The organism is Roseivirga sp. BDSF3-8, from assembly GCF_041449215.1.
Classification (GTDB): Bacteria; Bacteroidota; Bacteroidia; order Cytophagales; family Cyclobacteriaceae; genus JBGNFV01.
In genome coordinates this window covers 5,661,185-5,683,301 of sequence record NZ_JBGNFV010000001.1, presented here as the reverse complement: position 1 = coordinate 5,683,301, position 22,117 = coordinate 5,661,185, and the positions used below count along the sequence as shown (strand labels likewise).

At 47.9% G+C, this 22,117-nt stretch carries 20 protein-coding genes; 16 read left to right on the top strand and 4 right to left on the bottom strand.

Translation table 11 applies throughout. The annotated features are described in order from the left end of the window. Position 1: 1 nt before the first annotated feature. Entirely contained in the window at positions 2 to 475 is a 474-nt protein-coding gene (locus AB9P05_RS23130) for a GbsR/MarR family transcriptional regulator (protein WP_371911215.1), read from the bottom strand. Between the two features lie 544 nt (positions 476 to 1,019). On the opposite strand from AB9P05_RS23130, the gene AB9P05_RS23125 reads away from it, so the two are divergent. Continuing rightward, positions 1,020 to 1,307 carry a hypothetical protein gene (locus AB9P05_RS23125; RefSeq protein WP_371911214.1) on the top strand — a complete coding sequence of 96 codons (288 nt, stop codon included), beginning with the start codon at positions 1,020 to 1,022 and terminating at the stop codon, positions 1,305 to 1,307. A gap of 538 nt (positions 1,308 to 1,845) precedes the next feature. Here the strand turns inward: AB9P05_RS23125 and AB9P05_RS23120 are convergent. Beyond that, on the bottom strand, positions 1,846 to 2,181 hold the full coding sequence (locus AB9P05_RS23120; protein WP_371911213.1) for a hypothetical protein: 336 nt from the start codon (positions 2,179 to 2,181) through the stop codon (positions 1,846 to 1,848). On the opposite strand from AB9P05_RS23120, the gene AB9P05_RS23115 reads away from it, so the two are divergent. The 12 genes from AB9P05_RS23115 (at position 2,182) to AB9P05_RS23060 (ending at position 14,218) form a co-directional block, all read left to right on the top strand. Continuing rightward, positions 2,182 to 2,364 (top strand): hypothetical protein, encoded by a 183-nt coding sequence (locus AB9P05_RS23115; protein WP_371911212.1) that lies wholly within the window; start codon positions 2,182 to 2,184, stop codon positions 2,362 to 2,364. Positions 2,365 to 2,494: 130 nt separating this feature from the next. Continuing rightward, positions 2,495 to 5,260, top strand: a complete 2,766-nt coding sequence (locus tag AB9P05_RS23110; RefSeq protein ID WP_371911211.1) for a DEAD/DEAH box helicase family protein — start codon at positions 2,495 to 2,497, stop codon at positions 5,258 to 5,260. A 3-nt stretch (positions 5,261 to 5,263) separates the two neighbouring features. After that, positions 5,264 to 6,667, top strand: a complete 1,404-nt coding sequence (locus AB9P05_RS23105) for a restriction endonuclease subunit S (protein ID WP_371911210.1) — start codon at positions 5,264 to 5,266, stop codon at positions 6,665 to 6,667. A gap of 118 nt (positions 6,668 to 6,785) precedes the next feature. Then, positions 6,786 to 7,859, top strand: a complete 1,074-nt coding sequence (locus AB9P05_RS23100; protein WP_371911209.1) for a hypothetical protein — start codon at positions 6,786 to 6,788, stop codon at positions 7,857 to 7,859. Between the two features lie 408 nt (positions 7,860 to 8,267). Continuing rightward, on the top strand, positions 8,268 to 9,260 hold the full coding sequence (locus AB9P05_RS23095) for a hypothetical protein (RefSeq protein ID WP_371911208.1): 993 nt from the start codon (positions 8,268 to 8,270) through the stop codon (positions 9,258 to 9,260). A gap of 177 nt (positions 9,261 to 9,437) precedes the next feature. Beyond that, positions 9,438 to 9,767 (top strand): STAS-like domain-containing protein, encoded by a 330-nt coding sequence (locus AB9P05_RS23090; RefSeq protein WP_371911207.1) that lies wholly within the window; start codon positions 9,438 to 9,440, stop codon positions 9,765 to 9,767. Between the two features lie 93 nt (positions 9,768 to 9,860). Continuing rightward, a complete protein-coding gene (locus AB9P05_RS23085; protein ID WP_371911206.1) occupies positions 9,861 to 10,721 on the top strand; it encodes a hypothetical protein in 861 nt (286 codons plus the stop codon). Between the two features lie 63 nt (positions 10,722 to 10,784). Next, on the top strand, positions 10,785 to 11,120 hold the full coding sequence (locus AB9P05_RS23080; protein WP_371911205.1) for an STAS-like domain-containing protein: 336 nt from the start codon (positions 10,785 to 10,787) through the stop codon (positions 11,118 to 11,120). 18 nt (positions 11,121 to 11,138) lie between these two features. Then, the gene (locus AB9P05_RS23075; protein ID WP_371911204.1) at positions 11,139 to 11,549 is read left to right on the top strand and encodes a hypothetical protein; all 411 of its coding nucleotides are present in this window, start codon (positions 11,139 to 11,141) and stop codon (positions 11,547 to 11,549) included. Between the two features lie 29 nt (positions 11,550 to 11,578). Beyond that, complete coding sequence (locus AB9P05_RS23070; protein WP_371911203.1) at positions 11,579 to 11,776, top strand: hypothetical protein; 198 nt, start codon at positions 11,579 to 11,581, stop codon at positions 11,774 to 11,776. An 89-nt stretch (positions 11,777 to 11,865) separates the two neighbouring features. Beyond that, the gene (locus AB9P05_RS23065; RefSeq protein WP_371911379.1) at positions 11,866 to 13,347 is read left to right on the top strand and encodes an N-6 DNA methylase; all 1,482 of its coding nucleotides are present in this window, start codon (positions 11,866 to 11,868) and stop codon (positions 13,345 to 13,347) included. A 1-nt stretch (position 13,348) separates the two neighbouring features. Continuing rightward, a complete protein-coding gene (locus AB9P05_RS23060; protein WP_371911202.1) occupies positions 13,349 to 14,218 on the top strand; it encodes a restriction endonuclease in 870 nt (289 codons plus the stop codon). 106 nt (positions 14,219 to 14,324) lie between these two features. On the opposite strand, the gene AB9P05_RS23055 is transcribed toward AB9P05_RS23060, so the two are convergent. Beyond that, the gene (locus AB9P05_RS23055) at positions 14,325 to 15,137 is read right to left on the bottom strand and encodes a hypothetical protein (RefSeq protein WP_371911201.1); all 813 of its coding nucleotides are present in this window, start codon (positions 15,135 to 15,137) and stop codon (positions 14,325 to 14,327) included. Between the two features lie 367 nt (positions 15,138 to 15,504). On the opposite strand from AB9P05_RS23055, the gene AB9P05_RS23050 reads away from it, so the two are divergent. From AB9P05_RS23050 to AB9P05_RS23040, 3 genes are all read left to right on the top strand, one after another. Next, positions 15,505 to 19,590 (top strand): two-component regulator propeller domain-containing protein, encoded by a 4,086-nt coding sequence (locus AB9P05_RS23050; protein WP_371911200.1) that lies wholly within the window; start codon positions 15,505 to 15,507, stop codon positions 19,588 to 19,590. Between the two features lie 121 nt (positions 19,591 to 19,711). Continuing rightward, positions 19,712 to 21,325, top strand: coding sequence for a PhoX family phosphatase (locus AB9P05_RS23045; RefSeq protein WP_371911199.1), 1,614 nt, complete (start codon positions 19,712 to 19,714; stop codon positions 21,323 to 21,325). A gap of 61 nt (positions 21,326 to 21,386) precedes the next feature. Further along, entirely contained in the window at positions 21,387 to 21,614 is a 228-nt protein-coding gene (locus tag AB9P05_RS23040) for a heavy-metal-associated domain-containing protein (protein ID WP_371911198.1), read from the top strand. Between the two features lie 47 nt (positions 21,615 to 21,661). On the opposite strand, the gene AB9P05_RS23035 is transcribed toward AB9P05_RS23040, so the two are convergent. Further along, entirely contained in the window at positions 21,662 to 22,084 is a 423-nt protein-coding gene (locus tag AB9P05_RS23035; protein WP_371911197.1) for a nucleoside deaminase, read from the bottom strand. Between the last annotated feature and the right edge of the window lie 33 nt (positions 22,085 to 22,117).

The window sequence follows — 22,117 nt, the reverse complement described above, 5'->3', positions numbered from 1 at the left end:
TTTACTCCCTTTTCTGCTCCCATTTAGCGTACAAGCCGGGGAGCTCATCATTCAGAAAACGGATGAAGTCGATAACCTCCTCCAGGCTCCTGTTAAACTCAGGAGTAGTTGATGGCCGCGTGTGAAGAGCCTCCTCCATAAGGTCAGCAGCCTCCCCAAAGCCACGGAATTTCTCCCGGATATTCTCCTTCCAGAAAGCCACCTTACTTTTAAAGTAGCGCTTTCTTTCACCCGGCCGCGTTACATAATCCACCTTACCCGTCGTCAGCAGGAAGTTAATGGCATTGCTGGCCGCACTTTTACTCAGGTTCAGAGTCTCCCTGATTTGATCGAAAGAAAGCTCAGTCTCAGGAGCTACCAGCAACAGGCCCAGCACCCGTGAAGCCGCAGGCTGTAGCCCACCCTTCTCGTGCATCACCCCCAGGCGTTCCACCAGTGTTCTTTGTTCTTCCGTTAAGTTTATTGCGTCAGACATAGTTGCTGTTTGGAGATACAACGATACAAAAGTCTATTTAGTTCTGCAATTACAGAACTAAAAATTTTTTCCTGACTAGAGTTGGCGTGTGTTGAGTAAGGAAGTGGATTCATGCAGTGGCCCTACGAAATTTCCTCACTGTTAATGAATAATTCTCATTCCTAGGGGGCTAGGTAGCGGTGATTGATCCCTTCGTCGATAGTTACTTAGCTATCACGATTCTACATCTTGTGATAAAGATTTATATAAGCCTCCGACTACTGCCTTGCAAAAGCAAAGGGTAATGTTGATAATACCCTCTCATACTCCTATGTATCAATGATGACAGGTTTTTTGTAGGTTGCTTTAAATTTGCAGTGTATAGCTTGTGAAGAAATCAGTTCGCCGAGGGTTTAAAAAGGGGGAATTCAGGTATAAGAAATCCTTTATAGTGGTAGGGGTGATATCGATAACACCTTTTGTTTTAGGTTATCTGTTAATGATAATGCCGAGTCCTTTCTTTGACACGATAGATATCATAATACATTCTATCATCTGGATATTTATGGCAGGGCTCCTGACAGCCATTATTGTGGATAATGTAAAAAGTAAGGTAATCATTAATCAAAGGAAAGTATCCAAATACGGATTAAGGCCTGTTCGTCAAATCCCCCTGGACAAGATAAAGGGGTATAAGATAAAGAAAAGCTATTATCAGGGGTATAATAAATCTCTGATTCTGTATCCGGATACGAAAGAGTTTAAGGTGATTCGCATAAGTCATAATTTTAAAGGGTTTGACCGTATTCAGGAATGGGTGCAGAAAAACTATCCTGACATTACAGAGGCATAGAGAATACAAAAACGGAGGAGTTCAATCAATATGGCAATGAAAATGTCTTCAGGGATTGGACTTGTATTCAAGCTGGGGTCGCACCCAACGGGCAGATAAAAAAAGGTAGATATAAAAATGTGATGATCATTCCACCGGAAGCTGGCACTAAAGCCAAATGTCTACGCTACCTGGTGCGAGGCTGTGCCTCGTTCCTATCATTACCTCGAAGTTGAACTTCGCGGTTTACTGAACTTAGAATACAAAATCAGCTATTCCGTTTTAGAGACTAATCAACACCTTTGCAAATAGATATGGCTGTCGGCATAATTGAATTTTAATACCGTATGGGTAGTGATAACAGCCTGTATCCGTTAACTAATAACTAGGTAATTCAATAAATCTCTATCATTCATTCATAGACCTTACCTACTTTGATAAGTTCAGGTAATAAGGCCTGACACTCCAACCCGAAACTTTCCAACTAAAAACTAATAACTCACCACTCAAAACTCAGTAACTCTATTATTCTGTTACTCAATCACTCAACCCTCTCGTCCTACACCCCTGAAACACCTATAGGTGAATGCTTCTTCAGCCACTTAAGCTGACTTATAAAAATCAGGTACACACCGATAAGCTCCACCGTCTCCTCAGCCCCCACCATCCATACGTGATAGTTGAAGTGATTAGGGTCTATGACCCCTCCAAGGCCTTCCAGGCCTACCGCACCGCAGAAGAACACAAATAGCCCGATAAGGAAAGGCTTTATATTCACGTCCGTCGTACGGATCAGGTATACCACACTCCCCACCATGGCTACTGCCAGCGGAAGGCCGAAGAGTAACCATTGAAAACGGAAGAAACTGCCAGGCAGGAAAAAAAACCTTTGCAAGTGGACCGTCAGCTTTGGGTACTGGCAGAAAAGTATAAAGTATACGATGATTTTCCGCCGGAGGGCTACTTATTCAGAAAAGAGATGTTCTCTGACCACTATGATGATGTAGACCTGTACAACTTCACCAGGCTTATCAATAAAGGGCTAAAAGTAGTCCATCTTCCTAAGCATACTGTATAATATAAGACACGATAAATCGCGCCTATACACCATTCACTCATCCATTCATTCCATCATCATCTCATTCAATCATTATTATTATATTCGCATTGGAAAGAAAGACTATTTAGTAGCAAAATACCCGGAACCTATGGCTAACCAACGCCTTAACCAGGACCCTGAGCAGATAGCCCGTGATAAGATAGACAGGATGCTGATCGATGCAGGCTGGGCCGTACAGAGCAAAAACGAGTTTGACCGCTTTGCTGGATTAGGCGTGGCCCTGCGCGAGTACCAGACACCAAATGGTACCGCAGACTATGTGCTGTGGGTAGACGGTGATCCTGTCGGCATAATAGAGGCCAAGCGCGAGGAAGAAGGCGTAAGGCTGAGTACCGTAGAAGAGCAGAGCGGCGAGTATGCCAGCCAGGGCATAAAGCACTACGAGGGGCAGGCCATGCGTTTTATCTATGAAAGCACTGGTGTGCTTACCCGCTTTCGCGACATGGGCGACCCCAGGCCCCGTAGCCGCGAGGTGTTTTCCTTTCATAGACCGGACACTATGAAGCGGCAACTGCAGGTCGGTAACAGCCTGCGCGCCAATATGCAACTACTGCCCCCGCTGCACCCCGAGGGTCTGAGGCACTGCCAGTTTGAAGCCATTACCAACCTGGAGCAGAGCCTCAAAGAAGATAAGCCCCGCGCCCTGATCCAGATGGCCACCGGGGCAGGCAAGACCTTTACCGCCATTACCGCCATATACCGCCTGCTCAAGTTTGCCAAAGCCCGGCGCGTACTCTTTTTAGTAGATACCCGCAACCTCGGCGAGCAGGCCGAGCAGGAGTTTGCCCGCTTTATGCCTACCGACGATAACCGCACCTTTACCGAACTGTACAGCATGCAGCGGCTGCGCAGTAGTGCCATACCCCAGGGCACCCAGGTCGTCATAAGCACCATACAGCGCCTGTACAGCATGCTTACCGGTAAGGAAATAGCCGAGGAGGCCGATGAGGCCACCCCTGCCGAAACCGGCACAAAGCAGACCGTGGTGTACAACCCCCGCGTGCCCGTGGAGTTTTTTGATGCCATAGTGATAGACGAGTGCCACCGCAGCATATACAATGACTGGCGACAGGTGCTCGACTACTTTGATGCCTACCAGGTAGGCCTTACCGCCACGCCCGACAACCGTACCTATGCCTACTTTAATGAAAATGTGGTAAGCGACTACACCTATGAGCAGGCCGTAATAGACGGCGTAAACGTAGACTATGAAGAGTACCTGATCCGCACCGCTATTACCACCGGAGGGGCCGCAATAGAAGCCGGTGAAAAGGTGTATAAGCGCGAAAAACTGACCCGCAAACAGCGCTGGGAGCAACTGGATGAAGACGAAAACTACAGTGGCCGGGACCTGGACAAAAAGGTCGTAAACAAAAGCCAGATACGGCACGTACTGCGCACCTTTCGCCATGCCCTGCCCACACTATTTCCCGACCGGCAGAGCCAGGTACCCAAAACCCTCATCTTTGCCAAAAGCGACAGCCATGCCGAAGACATCATTGAACTCGTACGCGAAGAGTTTGGCGAGGGCAACGAATTTTGTAAAAAGGTCACCTACCGCAGCCAGGAAGACCCCAAGACCGTACTGAGCGCCTTCCGTAATGAGTACTACCCCCGCATAGCCGTAACGGTAGACATGATCGCCACGGGCACAGACATAAAGCCCCTCGAATGCCTCCTCTTCATGCGCGATGTGCGCAGCCGTACCTACTTTGAGCAGATGAAGGGCCGCGGTACCCGTACCCTGAGCTTTGACGACCTGCGCAAAGTAAGCGATAAGGCTACCACCGCCAAAACCCACTTTGTGATAGTAGATGCCGTCGGCGTACTGGAAAGCCACAAGACCGACAGCCGCCAGCTCAACGTACAAAAAGGCCTCAGCCTGAAGCAGGTGCTGGAGCAGGTGATGGTCGGCAAAACCGGCGACGAACTCTACAGCACCGCCGTAAGCCGCCTCAGCCGTCTGGATAAGCAAATGACCAGTGAAGACCACAAGGGATTTATTGAAGTTACCGGAGGCGTGAGCCTGCAGGAGCTTATGAACCGCCTGAAGGATGCCACCGACCCCGACACCATAGCCCAAAAAGCAGAAGAAGACTACCGCGCACAGGGTGGCCAGGGCACCGTACCCCCCGCTATGGAAGACCAGGCCCGGCGAGAACTCGAAAAGCAAGTAGGCCGCATAGTGACCGGCTCCACAGTAGACTACCTCGTTAAAGTAAAGCAGCTAATAGAGCAAACCATAGATACCGTAAACCTTGATAAGGTACTATACGTCGGCCACCGGCAGGATGAAGGCGCCCGCAGCAAACGCCTCACGCAGGACTTCAGGGCGTATATAGAGCAAAATCGCGATGAAATAACCGCCCTTAAGGTCCTCTACAGCATGCCCCGGCGGCGGCAAAGCCTGCGCGCAGACCTGGTAGAAGAGCTGTTTAACCGCCTGAAGGCCGACAGGCCCGACCTGATGCCCACCCGCGTATACGATGCCTGGGCACGCCTCGAAAATACCCGCAACACCAGCCGCCCCTTCAATGACCTGACCGCCCTGGTAAGCCTGGTGCGCCATATCGTAGGCCTCGATGCCAGCCTCACACCCTACGGAGACCTGGTGCGCAAAAAATTCAAAGAATGGATATTTAAGCAAAATGCCGGGGCCACCCAGTTTACCCCTGAGCAGGTGGAGTGGCTGCAGATGCTGCGCGACCACATTGCCACCAGCTTTCATGTAGAGATGGAAGACCTGGATCTCCACCCTTTTAATGATAATGGTGGCCTCAACCGCTTTTATTCCTTGTTTGGTGAGCAATACACTGCTATTCTTGCAGAACTGAACGAAGAACTCGTGGCCTGATAAATGGAAAACAACACAACAAAAAAGGAACTGCCCGAGGGGTGGGAGTGGACTACTTTAGGGCGGGTGATAGAGCTTGAGTATGGAAAAAGCCTACCCAAAAGAGTTAGGAATCAAGATGGCGAATTTTCTGTTTTTGGATCAAATGGTATAGTTGGTAGACATGATGAACATTTGCTTGATGGACCTGGGGTAATCGTTGGGAGAAAGGGATCAGCTGGAGTAGTGCACTATACTGATAAAGCCTACTGGCCAATAGATACTACTTATTTTGTTCAACCGAAGGACAAATACGTCTTAAAATTTATTTATTTTCTTCTTATAAGTCTCAGATTAGATAATTACGATCGTTCGACCGCTATTCCAGGCTTAAATAGAAATGATGCCTATGACATTGAGGTAGGTATTCCCCATCCCACTGTTCAAAAACAAATTGTAGAAAAGATCGAGGCCCTGTTTAGCGAGCTGGACCATGCCGAGGCCGGTATGGAGCGCAACCTGCGCCGCCTGCAGCGCTACCGCCAGAGCCTGCTGCGCCAGGCCTTTAGCGGTGCCCTCACCGCCGACTGGCGCAGGGACAACCCGCCCGCACCCGCCAGCCAGCTTCTGCAGCAGATAGCCCAAGCCCGCAAGGCCCACCACCAGCAAGCCATACACGACTGGCAGCAGGCCCTGACCCAATGGGAAGAGGCAGGCAAACCCGGCCGCAAACCCACCAAATCCAAAGCCCCCAAAACCCTGCCCCCCCTCACCCCCGAAGAAAGAGCTGCCCTTCCGGAAATTCCTGAGGGTTGGGAATGGGTGAGAGCTAATGAGTTAATAGATGATATAGATAATGGTTATACTCCAAAGGCTAACTTTCTTAGTCCTGGTGATGGTGAGATTCCTTTTCTTAAAGTTTACAATCTGAAATTTGATGGCACCCTTAACTTTAAAAAAGACCCCTATTTCATTCCAGATGATATTCATAAAGAAAAGCTAAAGAGGTCAATAACTGAACCTGGTGATGTTCTGATAAACATTGTTGGACCTCCGCTCGGCAAAGTGTCAATTGCTACAGATCAATTTAAAGAATGGAATATTAACCAGGCAATAGTTCGGTATAGGCCTAATGATTTCGTTTCCTCAAAGTGGCTGTCTTACTACATGCAAGACCTGCATACTATTACATGGCTCGAAAATACTTCTAAGGCTACGGCTGGACAATATAATGTCAAAGTATCAACGTGTAGAGAATTACCTATACCTTTGATTGATATTAAAGAACAAACCCAGATCGTCAACGAACTGGAAGAGCGCTTGTCTGTAGTAGAGCAACTGGAGGCTGCTACGCGCACCGCCCTGCTCAAGAGCAAAAACCTGCGCCGGAGCATACTGCAGCGGGCTTTTGAGGGAAAGTTGGTTTAATTGTTAATGGTGAATTGTCAATTGTTAATTGGGGAGCAGGTGACCGGAAAGGTTAGCTTCCTCATTGTGTAAGGGTTGAAGCTGACTTTTATGATAAAATGAAAAACTAATACATCGTATGAACAGCCAGTATGAATCAATCATATCCGAATTCAGCAAAATTGAAGAAAAGCCAGGTGATATAAGCGGGTCTTCGCTATCAAGATGGGAAGAACTTTATATGCTCGGGAAGGATTTTGTATCATTTTTAAAGGTAAATGACTATGTCTATTCACTGAATGCTGACTTAATAGAGGACTATATAAAAAGGCTGAGAGATATTGCGTATAAGTTGAGTCGTGGGAAAAGCGACCGAAATTTAGAAGAAGAAGGCAATGATAAGTTAAGAGAACTTTATGAAGAAGTCTACGAAGGGAAATACACCAAATTAATTGAAGAAAACGGGAAGACACACTATGAGTATCCTCAGGTGCCGTACGAAAAGAACGTTCTGATACTAGCCACACGACTTCGCACAGAAGCCCTGCAAGCTCATGTGGATGCAGTACTGCGTGAAAAGGATAGCCTTTTAAAGCTCAGAACCACCATGGAAGATGCCGCAAAAGCACAGCTCAGTGCCAAGTATGTGCAGACTTTCCAGGAAGAGGCTAAGAATCATAGGAAGTTTTATAAGCGGTGGCTAAGAGCCGGTATAGCTACAGTTGTTTTATTTGCAGGTTTATTTACATGTCTTAGCGATCTCTTCGTTCCGAATCTCGATAAGTATATTGCCTTCACATCAAATATAGAACAGGTTGACCAGCAGAATGACGGGGAAGCTAACCAAAAACAGGGGTCGAATGGAGTACCTGAAAAATCTTTGGTTAATGTCTACCTCTTTGCTAATCTTTTTTCCCGGCTATTATATGTTTCTCTGGGTATCTTCCTTATACGGTTTTGTTTTAGGCAGTATAGCCTGCAGCGGCACTTGTATACCGAAAATACGCATAAGGCGAAGGCGCTGGACAGCTTTAAGCTCTTTGTAGAAACAGTTGACCCTAAGGATAAGGAAACACGGCACACCCTGGTGCTGGAGCTTGCCAAAGCCATCTTTGAGAACCGCCCCACCGGCTACCTCGGTGCCAAAGCCGAAGCCAACGACCCCAAGGTGTCCTTGACTGATCTGATGAAAATGATGCCGAAGCAAAGCTAATGGCTGAATGAGAGAATGACTGAATGAAGGAATGCAGCAAAATAAGTCCCCCTTCTGGTCCAGTTTTTTATAGTCAAGCATACCAATGTTCCTGCGGAATGCATAGCTGGCATCTACCTAAACTCCCCTCCTGTGATAATAGGAGGGGGGATCTAAAAACGCGAAGGCGTATTTTAGATCGGGGTGGTACATGCAGAATATGGATCGGGGGTAGTCATCTCCGTAAACTTCATATCTTAACTTGACAGCTTCGCGGCAAAGGGCTATCAATGCGCTCACAAGCGTAGGCAGGGGCAGCCCATCAGGGAAAGCCGAAGTGTTCCGTTCGGGGGATGTAGCGGTGCACCTGAATAACAAAAGGCCTGGATTACTACACGTCTCGATTAATTGATAAATATTGTATCAGCTATGACAAATAAAGAGTTAGTAGAGAAGTTTAACAAGATAAATAAGAATCCATTCGGTAGCATGGCTGATGGCAATCAAAGCTATATCCAATGGTGTGAAATATTCAAAGTCGCAGAAGATATCGCTGACTTACTTTCCAGTGATGTAGAGCTACTTTATCATGAAGATAATGCCATTGCTAAGGTGTATGAAAAGTTAGTTAAGATCAGCTTTCAAATCGAGAATGAAAAAAGTTTGGATAAGCCATTTGATGAGATACAAAAATTACACAATGAGGTTATCAAGGGGGTTCAGGAAGTTTTCGTCGGAACCCAAGATGAATTACTCGCTATACCTTACAGCCAGTCTCTACTGGCTATTCGAAACCGTCTCAGGGGAGAGTATTATGCAAAATTATTCGCTGAGACAGGAGGATTTGAATTCAGGAATAGGCTAAAAGAATTAAATGATGGATTGGATGCGGTAAAGGAGATTTCTGCTAAGGCAGCCTCAGAGCAGTATGCGAAAGTTTTCCATCAGGAAGCAGACTCAAATAAGAATAAATCTATGTTGTGGCTAGGGGCAGGAATATTAGTGCTTATCGGTTTTATACTTGCTTTCAACACGCTAAACGCTATTCTTCTGCCGGGCACAAAACAATTAGAGGCAATTACAGACGCTTCTTACCTTATCGGCATCAGCATCCTTTCCAGGGCGCTTACCATTACCATCGGTTTCTTTGTGCTGCGCTTTATTGTGCGGCACTATAATGTGCAGCGGCACCTGTATACGGAAAACAAGCACCGGGCGAGTGCGCTTGATGCTTTTAAGCTATTTGTAAACAGCGTAAAAGACAATGACCCCGTGGCGCACAATGCCCTGGTGCTGGAAGTGGCCAAGGCCATCTCGCAGCCCCCGCAGTCCGGCTACCTGGGCAGCAAGTCTGATGGCCAGACCAATGTGCCTTATAGTGATCTGGTTAAGATACTGGCCAATACCAAGGGTAAGGTATAAGCCCCGGTTTATAATGACGTATTTATAATTGATACTTTCCTGATACGTGCAGAAAAGGTATCTTCACACCCTGAATAATTCCAGCTTGAATGATAGGAGAGGCACGTAAAGGAAGAGGAAAGACGAGCATGTCGGTTTGTTTACATTCGGAATACTGGACCAACTATATAGACAATAATGATTTTTAGCATTACAGATATCATTGATAGCCACATTGGCATAGACACTAAACTGGGTTCCAAAGTCGCAGATCAGGTACTTTCTTTCCATGCCGGTAACCCTGCCGAGCCTATTGAGCTTGACTTTACTGGTTTGGATAGGTTTTCAAGCCTGTTTATCCATGCATCTGTAGGCAAAGTAGCACGTGAGCTTAAGCAGCGCATTGCGTATACAGGCGTAAGCTCAGACGTAAAAAAGCGCAAGATAAATGATGCCATAGAGTTGGCTATAGATGATGAAAAGGCGCGCAACCGCCAGCGCTACATGGAAGAAGCCATGAACGCCTGACAGGCATTGGTCTATGCTAATACATGCCTGTTTATATCTGATCGGGTCAGCCTCCTCGGAAAATTAGTATATTTGCGGAAATAACCGGCCGGTATGTACGAAGATGACTTTGACTTTGATGAGCGGGATTTGGTAGATGAGGAATATCCCTTAAGAAAAGATATTAATACCTCAATAGTAGGGCATAATGAGCTTGGTCGCATGTACCATAATTGTCGCAATTATGGTATTGAGAACATCGACCTGATCCTTCCCACTTTTTTTGAAGCCAACATGTCGGCGGTGCTTCTGGCCATGGCTCACCAGTTAGCAAAAGAAGATATACATTTAGGGTTAAGTCTGGAAAACGACCATGTACTAGTCAGAAATGGTCTTGTCAATAGTCTGCTGGGCGAAGAAAATCCGCAAATTACTGATAGGCGGCAGAGCACTGTACCTCTTAGAACATTCGGCCAGGAGGAGGACGATGCTTTTACAGCTTATATTCACGATGACTTTTTAGGCCATAGAGGCAATTCGCATCAACTTCCCTATAACTTAGTTAAAAGCTTAACACGCCGCTACCAGGAGATATTTTCTAATGTGGCCCTGCACGCCGAGACTACCGAACCGATTTACACCTGCGGACAGTATTTTCCCGGCAAAAAGAAATTTGTATTCACTTTATGTGATGTAGGTATTGGCTTTCTTAATAATGTTAGTAATTTTGATAATAATATTAGTACATCTCTTCAGGCTATAGAATGGGCTCTTCAGGGCAATTCTACTAAGACAGAAGCCAAAGGGGGCCTGGGCTTATCGACTATTTTAAGCGAGTGTATGAACCATATGGGAGAACTTCATATTGTTTCCGGGGACTGTTATTGGAAGTACTGTCCGGAGAAAGGAAAGACTACATATCATCTTGAGCATGAGTTTCCCGGCACAACAGTTCATCTTGTTTTTCGTTATTAAGTTAGGAAAACCGCGAATTATTCATCATATTCTATTAGATTTGCGAACTAAATTAGCAAAGCCATGAAAACGTTCACTATTCTCGATATCATCAGTTCACGTAATGCTATTCTGCATAGCAAAGGCATGAAGGTATATGAGGAGGTAGCGTCGTCTACCGCGCCTTGTGAGGATATTGTATTGGATTTTAATGGCATTTGCAGTCTTACCACCGCCTTTTTGCACCCCGCTATAGGCAAGCTCGTTACCCGCAATAATGGCCGTGAGCAGCACATCCATATCAAAAATATGGATCAGGAAGACATAGATACGCTGGTGGCTGAAGTGATAGAGCGTGCCAAGTCACCTGAGAAGCGCCGTATCGCTAGTGAGCAGGTAGCCAGCCTTTTTGAAGATTAAGTTTCCCATCTTTTATATATGCCCCAACCTGCTATTCGCAGCCTGAATAAAGTCAGGTTTGAAGATTATTCCCTTTTCTTCCTGGATGCTAATGTCTGGCTTACTTACCTCATTTATGATGATGCGGAGTTTGATGATGTACGACACAGCAAAAATAGCGATCAGGCCTATAATGATTTCTTTGGAGAAGTACTGGAGGAGTCCGGCAACAGAGAAAAGCCCCTTATCATCCTGACCAGCCTGCTCATCTCTGAGATCTACAACCGCTACATGAAACTGGGATACGATGCCTACCTGGAAGAAAGTGGTAAGGAGCCCAGGGACTTTAAGTATAAGCATCACTATCGTAAGCGGAACTGTGAGCATTTTAATCAGACTCACAGAACATTAAAGCGTAAAATAAAAATCTGCAGAGTTTTATCTATGTAGCCGATGACTGCCTGGAAAAGGTAGCCCCCATGCAGCTACTACAGGATTTGTCTGCCGCCCATGACTTTAACGACCTGTACTATCACCGGCACATGCAGATTATGGCTGAAAGCCAGCCCAGGCCCATTGCTATCGTTACACACGATGGTGACTTTAACTTCCGGGACAGCCACATCTTTACAGAAAACGACTACTTACTCGACCGCTCTAATCGCAGACACCGGTAAGCTATATAAATCACCCCGGCCAATAACACTTTCCCATTAAAACCCGACTATTTTCTAACGAGCCATTATCTTTGAGGTACCACATAACAATGTATATGAGTACCCACGCCATTACCCAAAAAATATGGAACTACTGCCATACCCTTCGCGATGAAGGCATTGGCTACGGCGACTACCTGGAGCAGATTACCTACCTGCTGTTCCTGAAAATGGCTGATGAATACAGTAAGCCTCCCTACAACCGCGACACCGGGCTGCCCGCAGAGTATGCCTGGCCTGCGCTTAGTAAGCTTACCGGTGCTGAACTGGAAGAGCATTACCGTGCTACACTGCAGGCCCTGGGAAAGAAAAAAGGCATGCTCGGGCAGATATTTACCAAAGCCCAGAATAAAATACAGGACCCCGCCAAGCTCTATCGCCTCGTAAAACTGATAGACCAGGAGCAGTGGACGGGCATGGACACCGACGTAAAGGGAGATATATATGAAGGCCTGCTGCAAAAGAATGCCGAAGATACCAAAAGCGGTGCCGGGCAGTACTTTACGCCACGCCCCCTGATACAAGCCATGGTAGCCTGCCTGCAGCCACAGCCAATGCGCACCATTGCCGATCCGGCCTGTGGCACCGGCGGGTTTTTCCTGAGTGCCTATGATCATATAGCCGCGCAGTCGCTGAACCGCGAGCAGAAGCAGTTTCTCAAAGAAAAGACCTTCTACGGCTGGGAGCTTGTATCAGCTACTGCCAAGTTAGGGCTTATGAACCTTTTTCTGCATAACATTGGCAAAATGGACAGCCACCGCCTGCCCATAACCCGTGGCGACTCCCTGCTTACCAAGCCTTCCGAAAGCTTCGACTACGTACTGGCCAACCCGCCCTTTGGCCGTAAAAGCTCCGTGACCTACACCAACGAGGAGGGCGATGAGGAAAAAGAAGACCTGTACGTGAACCGCCAGGACTTCTGGACCAGTACCAGCAACAAGCAGCTTAACTTTCTGCAGCATATCGTCAGTATGCTAAAGCCCGGTGGAGAGGCTGCCGTAGTACTTCCGGATAACGTATTATTTGAAGGTGGGGCAGGAGAGACCGTGCGCCGCAAACTCATGCAGACCTGCGAGCTGCATACCGTGCTGCGCCTGCCTACCGGCATCTTTTACGCACAGGGTGTAAAGGCAAACGTGCTCTTTTTTACCGCTAAAACAGCCGCCAAAGACCCCTGGACTAAAGAGGTGTGGTACTACGACTATCGTACCAATGTGCACCACACCCTCAAGAAAAACCCCATGCGGCTGGCCGACCTGCAGGACTTTATCAATTGCTATAACCCTGACAACCGGCACCACCGCAAGGAGCTGTGGAGCGAAGAAAAGCCTGACGGCCGCTGGCGCCGTTATACCTATGAAGAGCTGGTGGCACGTGACAAAGCCAGCCTGGACCTCTTCTGGCTGCGTGACGACACACTCACCGATATGGACAACCTGCCCGATCCAGACACCCTTGCAGCAGAGATTATAGAAGACCTGGAAGCAGCCCTGGAAAGCTTCAGAACCATAGGGAAAGAATTGGAAGACTGATATGCCCCAAAAGAAAAAACAAGCCGAATTCATCAAGTGGTTTGGTCCTTTGCTCGATGCCCTGCGTGAGCTGGGCTACTCCGGCAAGCCGCGCGAAGTATCTGAAAAGATCGCCGAAATGAAAGGCCTTAAGGAAAGAACCCTTGATGCCACGCTGAAGTCAGGCACTAACCGCTTTCATAACCAGGTAGCCTGGGCGCGGCAGTACCTGGTATGGGAAGGCCTGCTGGACTCATCCATACGCGGCACCTGGCGCCTTACCGAGAAAGGCAAGAAAACCTCGCTGACTGAAGAAGAGGCCCGGGAGATATTCCTGAAGTGGGTAGAGATAAACCGGCAGATCAGGGAGGAAAAGGCAGGGAAGCAGCAGGTGGCAAAGGAAGAAAGCACTGAAGCCCCTGACGAGATCACATTTTCAGCGGAAGATGACCTGCTGTCTGTCCTGAAGAGCGTATCACCGGAAGGCTTCGAATACATATGTATGGAGCTATTGCGTGAGCACGGTTTTGTAAGCCTGTCTGTTACGCCTAAGGGAGCTGACGGGGGCATAGACGGATTCGGTGTGCTCGAGATCAATCCTTTCGTTACCATGAAGATAGCCTTCCAGAGCAAGCGCTACAAAGGATCGGTGAGTCGTGCCCAAATAGGAGACTTTCGTAGTGCTATTATGGGTAAAGCAGAAAAAGGGATTATGATTACTACCGGTACCTATACCAGGGCTGCCCAGCAGGAAGCTTCACGGGATGGTGCTACACCCATAGAACTCATAGACGGTGAAAAGCTCATACAGATGTTTGAGAAGGTGGAGCTAGGTCTGAAACCTAAGGTAGTGTATGAGGTGGATCTCAACTACTTTGATAAGTTCAGGTAATAAGGCCTGACACTCCAACCCGAAACTCTCCAACTAAAAACTAATAACTCACCACTCAAAACTCAGTAACTCTATTATTCTGTTACTCAATCACTCATTCCTTGTATTACGCTCCTGAAATGCCGATAGGTGAATGCTTCTTCAGCCACTTAAGCTGACTTATAAAAATCAGGTACACACCGATAAGCTCCACCGTCTCCTCAGCCCCCACCATCCATACGTGATAGTTGAAGTGATTAGGGTCTATGACCCCTCCAAGGCCTTCCAGGCCTACCGCACCGCAGAAGAACACAAATAGCCCGATAAGGAAAGGCTTTATATTCACGTCCGTCGTACGGATCAGGTATACCACACTCCCCACCATGGCTACTGCCAGCGGAAGGCCGAAGAGTAACCATTGAAAACGGAAGAAACTGCCAGGCCCGAAATCCGTGAACAGCGCAATCACATTCATGGTGCGCTCATGCAATGAGATACTCTCATCTATGGACATAGCAAACAGCCCCAGGGAGACTAGCCCCAGTATATACTTTTTCCGCTTGGAGGGTGCGCATAAAGCACGGATGGCGAACATAATAGCCGAGAAGGCGAACAGGATCACCGAAGTATACGTACCGAAAGACTGCTCCTGGTCCAGGTCTGTAATGGTAAACAGGCCGTCGAAGGGGTAGCCGTCCGGGTTGCTTTCGTAGACTGATTGCATCACAAAGTGCGTAATCACGATCAGCGATATAGCCAGCAACACCCCTCTTGAAATAAAACCGGTGTTTAATTTTGCCTGCTTAGCATAAGTCATAGCAGCAGCTTCATCTTCAGATGTATTAAGCGATGAAGGGTAGCCATGTATCCGCCTTTCACGCGATGTTTCTTTTATGTTACCTCTCACACTATCTACTATTCGAGCCTTTCCTGCCTCCATTTACTAAATCTTTAAATGACCTTCTACAAAGCAAGGTCACACCAAACGACACTATGTACTTTTTTTGCTTTAAAATCATTTGAACAGAGGCCTAAACCGATGAATTGCCCCGAAAATAGCAGGGTAATTCATTATTTATTCTTCTTCAAATATAGATAAAAAGTTAAGTAATATTATTTTATCGTTATTTAATCATTAGAATTGTATGATAACTACTTAAATAGCAGTGTTTTGTTTATATGCCTAATGGTAAATTTTGTTAATCTTCGAAGAGAGTGGCGTATCTTTCATTTTTTGAATTTTTGATGTAAGCTTTTAGCGTATTATTTTAGGTAAGTTTACGCCGTCATTCGTTATTTGATCTCCAATGTGTAATTGGTTCCGGGCTTTTATTCTGATACTTATCCCTGTCATTGCTGCAGAAGCCGTTTCTGTTGACAGTCTGCGCTTCTATCAGGTAGAGGCCGATTTGTCACAGCACAGCGTAACCCGGATCATTCAGGATAAGCAAGGCTTCCTTTGGTTCGCCACCCGTTACGGACTCAATCGCTATGACGGGGAGAATATTCTGTCTTTCTATGGAAAAGAGTCACAGGACGGTACCCTCGGCAACAGCTTTATTAAAGACCTGGCACTCGATGCCCGGGGTAACCTCTACATAGCCACTTTTGGCGGGGGAGTTAACACATGGCATGAAGGCCGGTTTGGCCAGCTCAAGGGAGACAGCACCCTTGCCAACCTCCTCGTTAACAATGTGACTGTTGACCAAGACGGCAATATCTGGATAGGTACCGATAAGTCCGGAGTTATCCGCGTCCCTTCTCCCGGAGATGAGTCCGCAGATACCGGCCTCCGGCACTTCCGGCATTACGCCGGTGACCCCTATACCCTGTCAGGTAATAGCACCACCGCTTCCGCCACTGATGGACACGGCAATGTTTGGATAGGCACCTGGGACCAGGGACTGAATGTTTACCTGCAGGAGAATAGCCGGTTCATGCGCTTTACCGCTGCTAACAACTCAAACCTCCCCGGCGACATCATACGAAGTATCAGCAGGGCTCCCGACGGTTCCCTTTGGGTAGGCTTTCAGAAAGGAATACGCCGCATCAGTTATACCGGGGACGGCTACGAAGTAAACTCCCTTGAGACCGGCCCCCCGTCTCTTACCCGCATGCTGGAAACCCTTACCGTACTATCCATCCTGCACGATGAGGATAACCGCCTGTGGATTGGTACTGAAAATGAAGGGCTTATTGTGATAGATTTGAACACAGGCCGGTTCGGTCAGTATAAAAAGAGCCTCGATAACCCCTTCAGCGTAGGAAGTAATTCAATCTGGAGCCTCTACCAGGACCGTGCAGGCACTATATGGGTCGGTACCTTTGACCAGGGCGTATTTAAAGTAGACCCTCACGAGGTCAGATTCGACCACATAGCCCAGATTCCCTACTCCAGCAATACCCTCAGTCACAGCCTTGTAAGTTCCTTTGCACCAGATGAGACCGGTGGACTTTGGATAGGTACAGACGGTGGCGGACTCAATCACATGAGCGCCGACGGGACCTTTAGCGTCCTCCATACGGAAAACAGCCCCCTTCGCAGTTCCTCAATATTAAGCCTCCAAAAAGACGAAGACAATAACCTCTGGATAGGAGGGTGGCGAAGCGGACTCAGTATGATCCCTGCCGGAACCGAAGATCTTATCAACTTTCCTTTCGAAGCAGGCGAAGAGGGTACCGGAGGCCGCCTCATCTTTGATCTCGATAAAGACCCCGAAGGCAATATATGGATAGCCTCCTACCGCACCAGCGTGGATGTATACCTGCCCGATCAGAAACGCTTTCTGCATTTCACCCCCGAGGATTCTACCCGCTACATTACCGCCAATACCGTGCAGGCCATTGCTGCCATGCCCGATGGGAGTATCTGGATTGGTACAGAAGGCAGTGGTATAGACAAGCTTGAGGTAGATGACCAGTACAGGACGAAAAGCCTCAAAAACTATAGCCTGGGTGCACTTCATGAGGAATCCCACAGCAGCATTACCAGCCTGTACATAGATAAAAAGGGACGCCTGTGGGCAGGCACCAGGGGAGACGGACTCGCCCTCTACCTGAAAGATGAAGACCGGTTCACAACCATCACCACAGCCGATGGCCTTCCCAGTAACCTCATTTACACTATGGAGGAAGATCAGGAAGGTAAGCTATGGCTCTCGACCAACCGGGGAATAGTGGCCTACGACCCTGCTTCCGGGGACATAGAAACATTTGATGTAGCAGATGGGCTTCAGGCCCTCGAGTTTTTCCCAAAAGCCTCCTATACCCTGCAGGACGGTACTATGCTGTTTGGAGGCATTAATGGCTTTAACCGTTTCCACCCAACAGACATAGCTGCCATACCATTAAATGGAGATGTCTATATCACCAGTGTGCAAACCTCTGGGAGCGATAAAGGCGATATGAGGCCAGGGAGTAATCTGTTAATTGATGGAGAGCTTGACCTTAGCTATAAGAACAATGATTTTAATATCTCCTTCTCATACCTCAATTTCACACAGGCCTCCAAAAACCGCTACCAGTACAGACTGGAAGGCTATGATGAAGAGTGGCAAAATGTAGGCACCCGTAATACCGCCTTTTACACCAATGTGCCCGCCGGTGTATACACCTTTCAGGTCAGGGCAGCTAATGCCGACCAGGTCTGGGCGCCAATGACAGCCTCATTACCTATAAGAATTCGTCCCCCCTGGTACGGCACATGGGGGGCTTATGCCTTCTACGGCATATTGATTCTAGGCTTCCTGATGTGGAGAAGGCATACCATCATACAGCGGGTAAAACTAAAAAATAAGCTAGCCCTGGAGCACCTGGAGTTGGAAAAAATGAAAGAACTCGACGAAATCAAATCCAGGTTCTTTGCCAATATATCACATGAATTTCGTACCCCTCTTACCCTTATACTCAGTCCTCTGAAGAGCATGATCTTTGATGACAGAATAAAAGATTATCATCCCCGCCTGAAGTCTATGAGCAGGCAGGCAGAGCGACTACTCAGTTTCATAAACCAGATACTAGACCTTAGTAAAGTAGAGTCCGGCAGTGCCAGGCTCGAAGCCAGACACGTAGAACTCGGAGCTTTGCTCAAGCCACTCGCCTATACATTTACCAACCTGGCTGAAAAGCAATACATCCGGTATAAAGTCATTACCCCTGAAAAGCCCGTAATGATCTATGCAGATACCGATAAGCTCGAAAAGATAATAACAAACCTGCTTTCCAATGCCTTTAAGTTCACTCCGGATTTTGGTGAGATCAGTCTCTCCCTGGTCGTCCGCCGTGAAGAAGTATGCATTTCTGTATCAGACTCCGGAGAGGGGATTTCCAGGGAAAACCTGAATCACGTTTTCCGCCGTTATTACCAGGGAAAAAATGAAGGTAAAAGGCAAGGGCTTGGCACAGGAATAGGCCTTGCCCTCACAAAAGAACTGGTGGAGCTGCACCGTGGCAGGATAGAGGTGAACTCCGACGAAGGGAAGGGGACTACCTTTAAAGTGTATCTACCCCTGGGCAAAGACCACCTAAAACCCGCTGAAATCGTAGTAGGGGAGGTAGAGGCAAAAATTTACGAGCAAATTTCGGCACCGGAAGAAGAAGTCTCCCCGGCCCCCGCAGAGAGCCAGACAGAAAAAGCCGTGAACCGGGGTAAAATACTGGTGGCTGAAGACAATCGTGAGATCAGGTCTTTTATAAAAGAATACCTCGAGGGAGAGTTTGACGTCATGGAAGCCCCTGACGGAGTCAAAGCCCTCGAACTCGTAAAAAACCAAAAGCCCGACCTGGTAGTCACTGATATTCTTATGCCAAAGATGAATGGCTTTGAACTCGTCAACGCAATAAAAAATGATGAGTCCCTCAATCACATACCCACCATAATGCTCACTGCCAAAGCATCCGCCGATAGCATGGAGGAAGGGTACGAACTCGGTGCTGACTACTACATCACAAAACCCTTCAACCCTACACACCTGCGGCTTCAGATCAATAATATTCTCAAAGCCAGAAAGAGCTATAAAGAGCGCGTTAAAAGCGGCAAGCACATAAACCTTGCCCCCCGTCAGATACAAGTGGCCCGGGAAGAGGAAGAACTTATTGCGCGGGTGATGAAAGTCATCGAGCAGCATATCTCAGACCCTAATTTCACTGTAAATGAGTTGTGCAAAGCTGTAGGGATGAGCCGTATGAAGCTGTATCGAAAGCTTAAAGCCAATATATCCATGTCCGCTAATGAGCTTATCAGGCATGTGCGGCTGCAGAGGGCCGCTCAGCTTATCAAAGAGAAGCAGCATTCCATTTCCGAGATCACCTACATCGTCGGGTTCACAGACCTTCAGTACTTCCGTAACAGCTTTAAAAAGCATTTTGGCGTAAACCCCTCTGATTATCAGTAACCCCAGCCGGTGATATTACCCACTGTATGTTGTCTTCCTGTTAATTTTCCACACAGTGAGCCACCCCGTTTTACAGGCCCGGTTTTTCGCTTAAATTGCAAATCTGAAATCATCGATACCCATGGACACCACTCAATCCAGAAGACAGTTCCTTACGTTTTTCGGACGCACTACCCTTACCGCTGCAGCCCTTACCTCTGTGGGAAAAACCTTTTCTATAGCGGATACCCTCGAGCTTTGGGACCAGGCCGATAGCGGGCTGCCCTTTACCCCACTCCCCCCTGTACGTAAGGATGATGTGGTACTGGCCAAAGGATTTAATTATGAGGTACTGGCCAAATTTGGTGATCCCCTGGCCGAAGGAGTGAGTTTCGGTACACATAATGATTATACCGCCTTCGTACCCTTCCATAAAGAAAATCCCACCGATGGTCTCCTCTGGGTGAACCATGAGTATACACATCCCCTCTTTGTGAGCGGATATACCGGCGGTGAAAAAACCCGGGAGCAGGTAGAGACCGAGATGAAGAGCGTAGGAGGGAGCATACTGCGTATTCGCAAAGAAGGAGCTAAGTGGCAGATAGTCACCGGTGATAAGCACAATAAGCGGATAGATGCACTTACAGAAATACCTTTCGCATGGCCAGAACCTATTGCCGGTAGCGACAAAGCCATGGGTACCCTGGCTAATTGTGCTGGAGGCATCACCCCATGGGGTACTGTGCTCACCTGCGAGGAGAATTACGATGGGTTCTACGGCGAGACTGAGTACGTAAATGAAGAACGCCGCAAAATGTACAATGGTGCGCTGGACTGGGAGCAATACTATGACAACCCACCGGAGCATTATGGATGGGTGGTAGAAGTGAACCCCAAAGAAGGCACAGCACGCAAGCTTGTGAGCCTCGGGCGCTGTGCCCACGAGTGCGCCACCCTATACCGGCAGCCCGACGGCACCTGTGTGGTATACACCGGAGACGATGCCAATGATGAGTGCCTGTACAAGTTCATCAGCGCACGGCCCGATGATCTCACCGAAGGCAGGCTTTATGTAGCCGATATGGAAAACGGCCGTTGGATATCCCTTCAGTTGGAGGACCAGGAAGTGCTCAGAGAAACCTTTGCTACCCAAACCGATGTGCTGGTACGGCTCAGGGAAGCAGCAAGGCTGGTAGGAGGCAGCCGCCTGGCACGTCCAGAAGACATCGAGATCGACCCGGTAACAGGTGCAGTCATCGTAGCCCTCACCAATAATAAGCCTCGCGGAAACTACCATGGCACCATTCTCAGAATAGACGAAGGTCCTGATAAAACTACCCTCTCCTTCGAATCCTCAATACTCCTTGCCGGAGGGCCCGAAACCGGCTTTGCCTGTCCCGATAACCTTGCTTTTGACCTCAAAGGCAACTTATGGTTTACCTCAGATATCTCCGGTAGCGAGATCGGTAAATCCCCCTATGAGGCATTTGGTAATAACAGCCTCTTCTATGTACCCATGAAAGGAGGGCAGGCAGGCCGCGTCTGTCGGGTAGCCAGTGCTCCCACCGATGCAGAGTTTACCGGTCCCACCTTCCTGCCAGACGGGCAGACTCTCATGTTGTGCGTGCAGCACCCCGGTGAGCGGTCCCCTTCCCTCCATCGCCTTACAAGTCACTGGCCCGAAGGGGGAGACGCCGTTCCTAAGTCCGGTATCATTCTCATTAGTGGCCCCGCCCTCACAAGTATGATGAGCTAATGCAACCATACCCTTGCCTGCTGCGTTTGCTCAGTAAGAATCAAGCTAATGAAAGGTCCATATGTCGAAATACACTTATAAGACCAATATAAACTGCGGAGGCTGTGTGGCTACCGTAACCCCTTACCTTGAAAGATTAAAGGGTGTGGAGAAATGGGAAGTGGATACAAATTCTCAGGATAAGATACTCAGGGTGGAAGGCAATAACCTCTCTTCCGAGCAGGTAGAAGCTGCCGTGGAAGATGCTGGCTTCAAAATTGAGCGTAAAAAGAAGTTCGGACTGTTCTGATGAGAACAGATACTTTGATAGAAAAGGGGCTTATGCCCCTTTTTTCATTACTCGTTATTCACAAACGTTTCGAATAGCTCCCGGCATTCCCCTTCCATCACCCCTCCTTTAATAGAGATATCAGATTCCGTATTCTCTGCAAGGTGACTGCAACGAACCATGATCTGCTTAACATACCTTGCCGCCGTAGGAATATCTGTGCCGTATACAATGTCCCTGAAGCCTCCCATGAGTAAGGCTCCCATACACATGGGGCATGGCTCACATGTCGTGTATACGATCATTTTTCGGCGTTCACTGCGGTCATACTTACGGCAGGCCGCCCGCAGCGCATTCATTTCCGCATGTTCCGTAGGGTCGTGATCACTCATCACAGTGTTATACGCCCTTGCCACAATATGCCCGTCACGGGCGATCACACATCCGAAAGGAGTCTTTCCTTCATTAGCCTCCTTTATCGCTTCATGCATTAGTTCCTTTTCTTCCATCCATAATAAACCTCC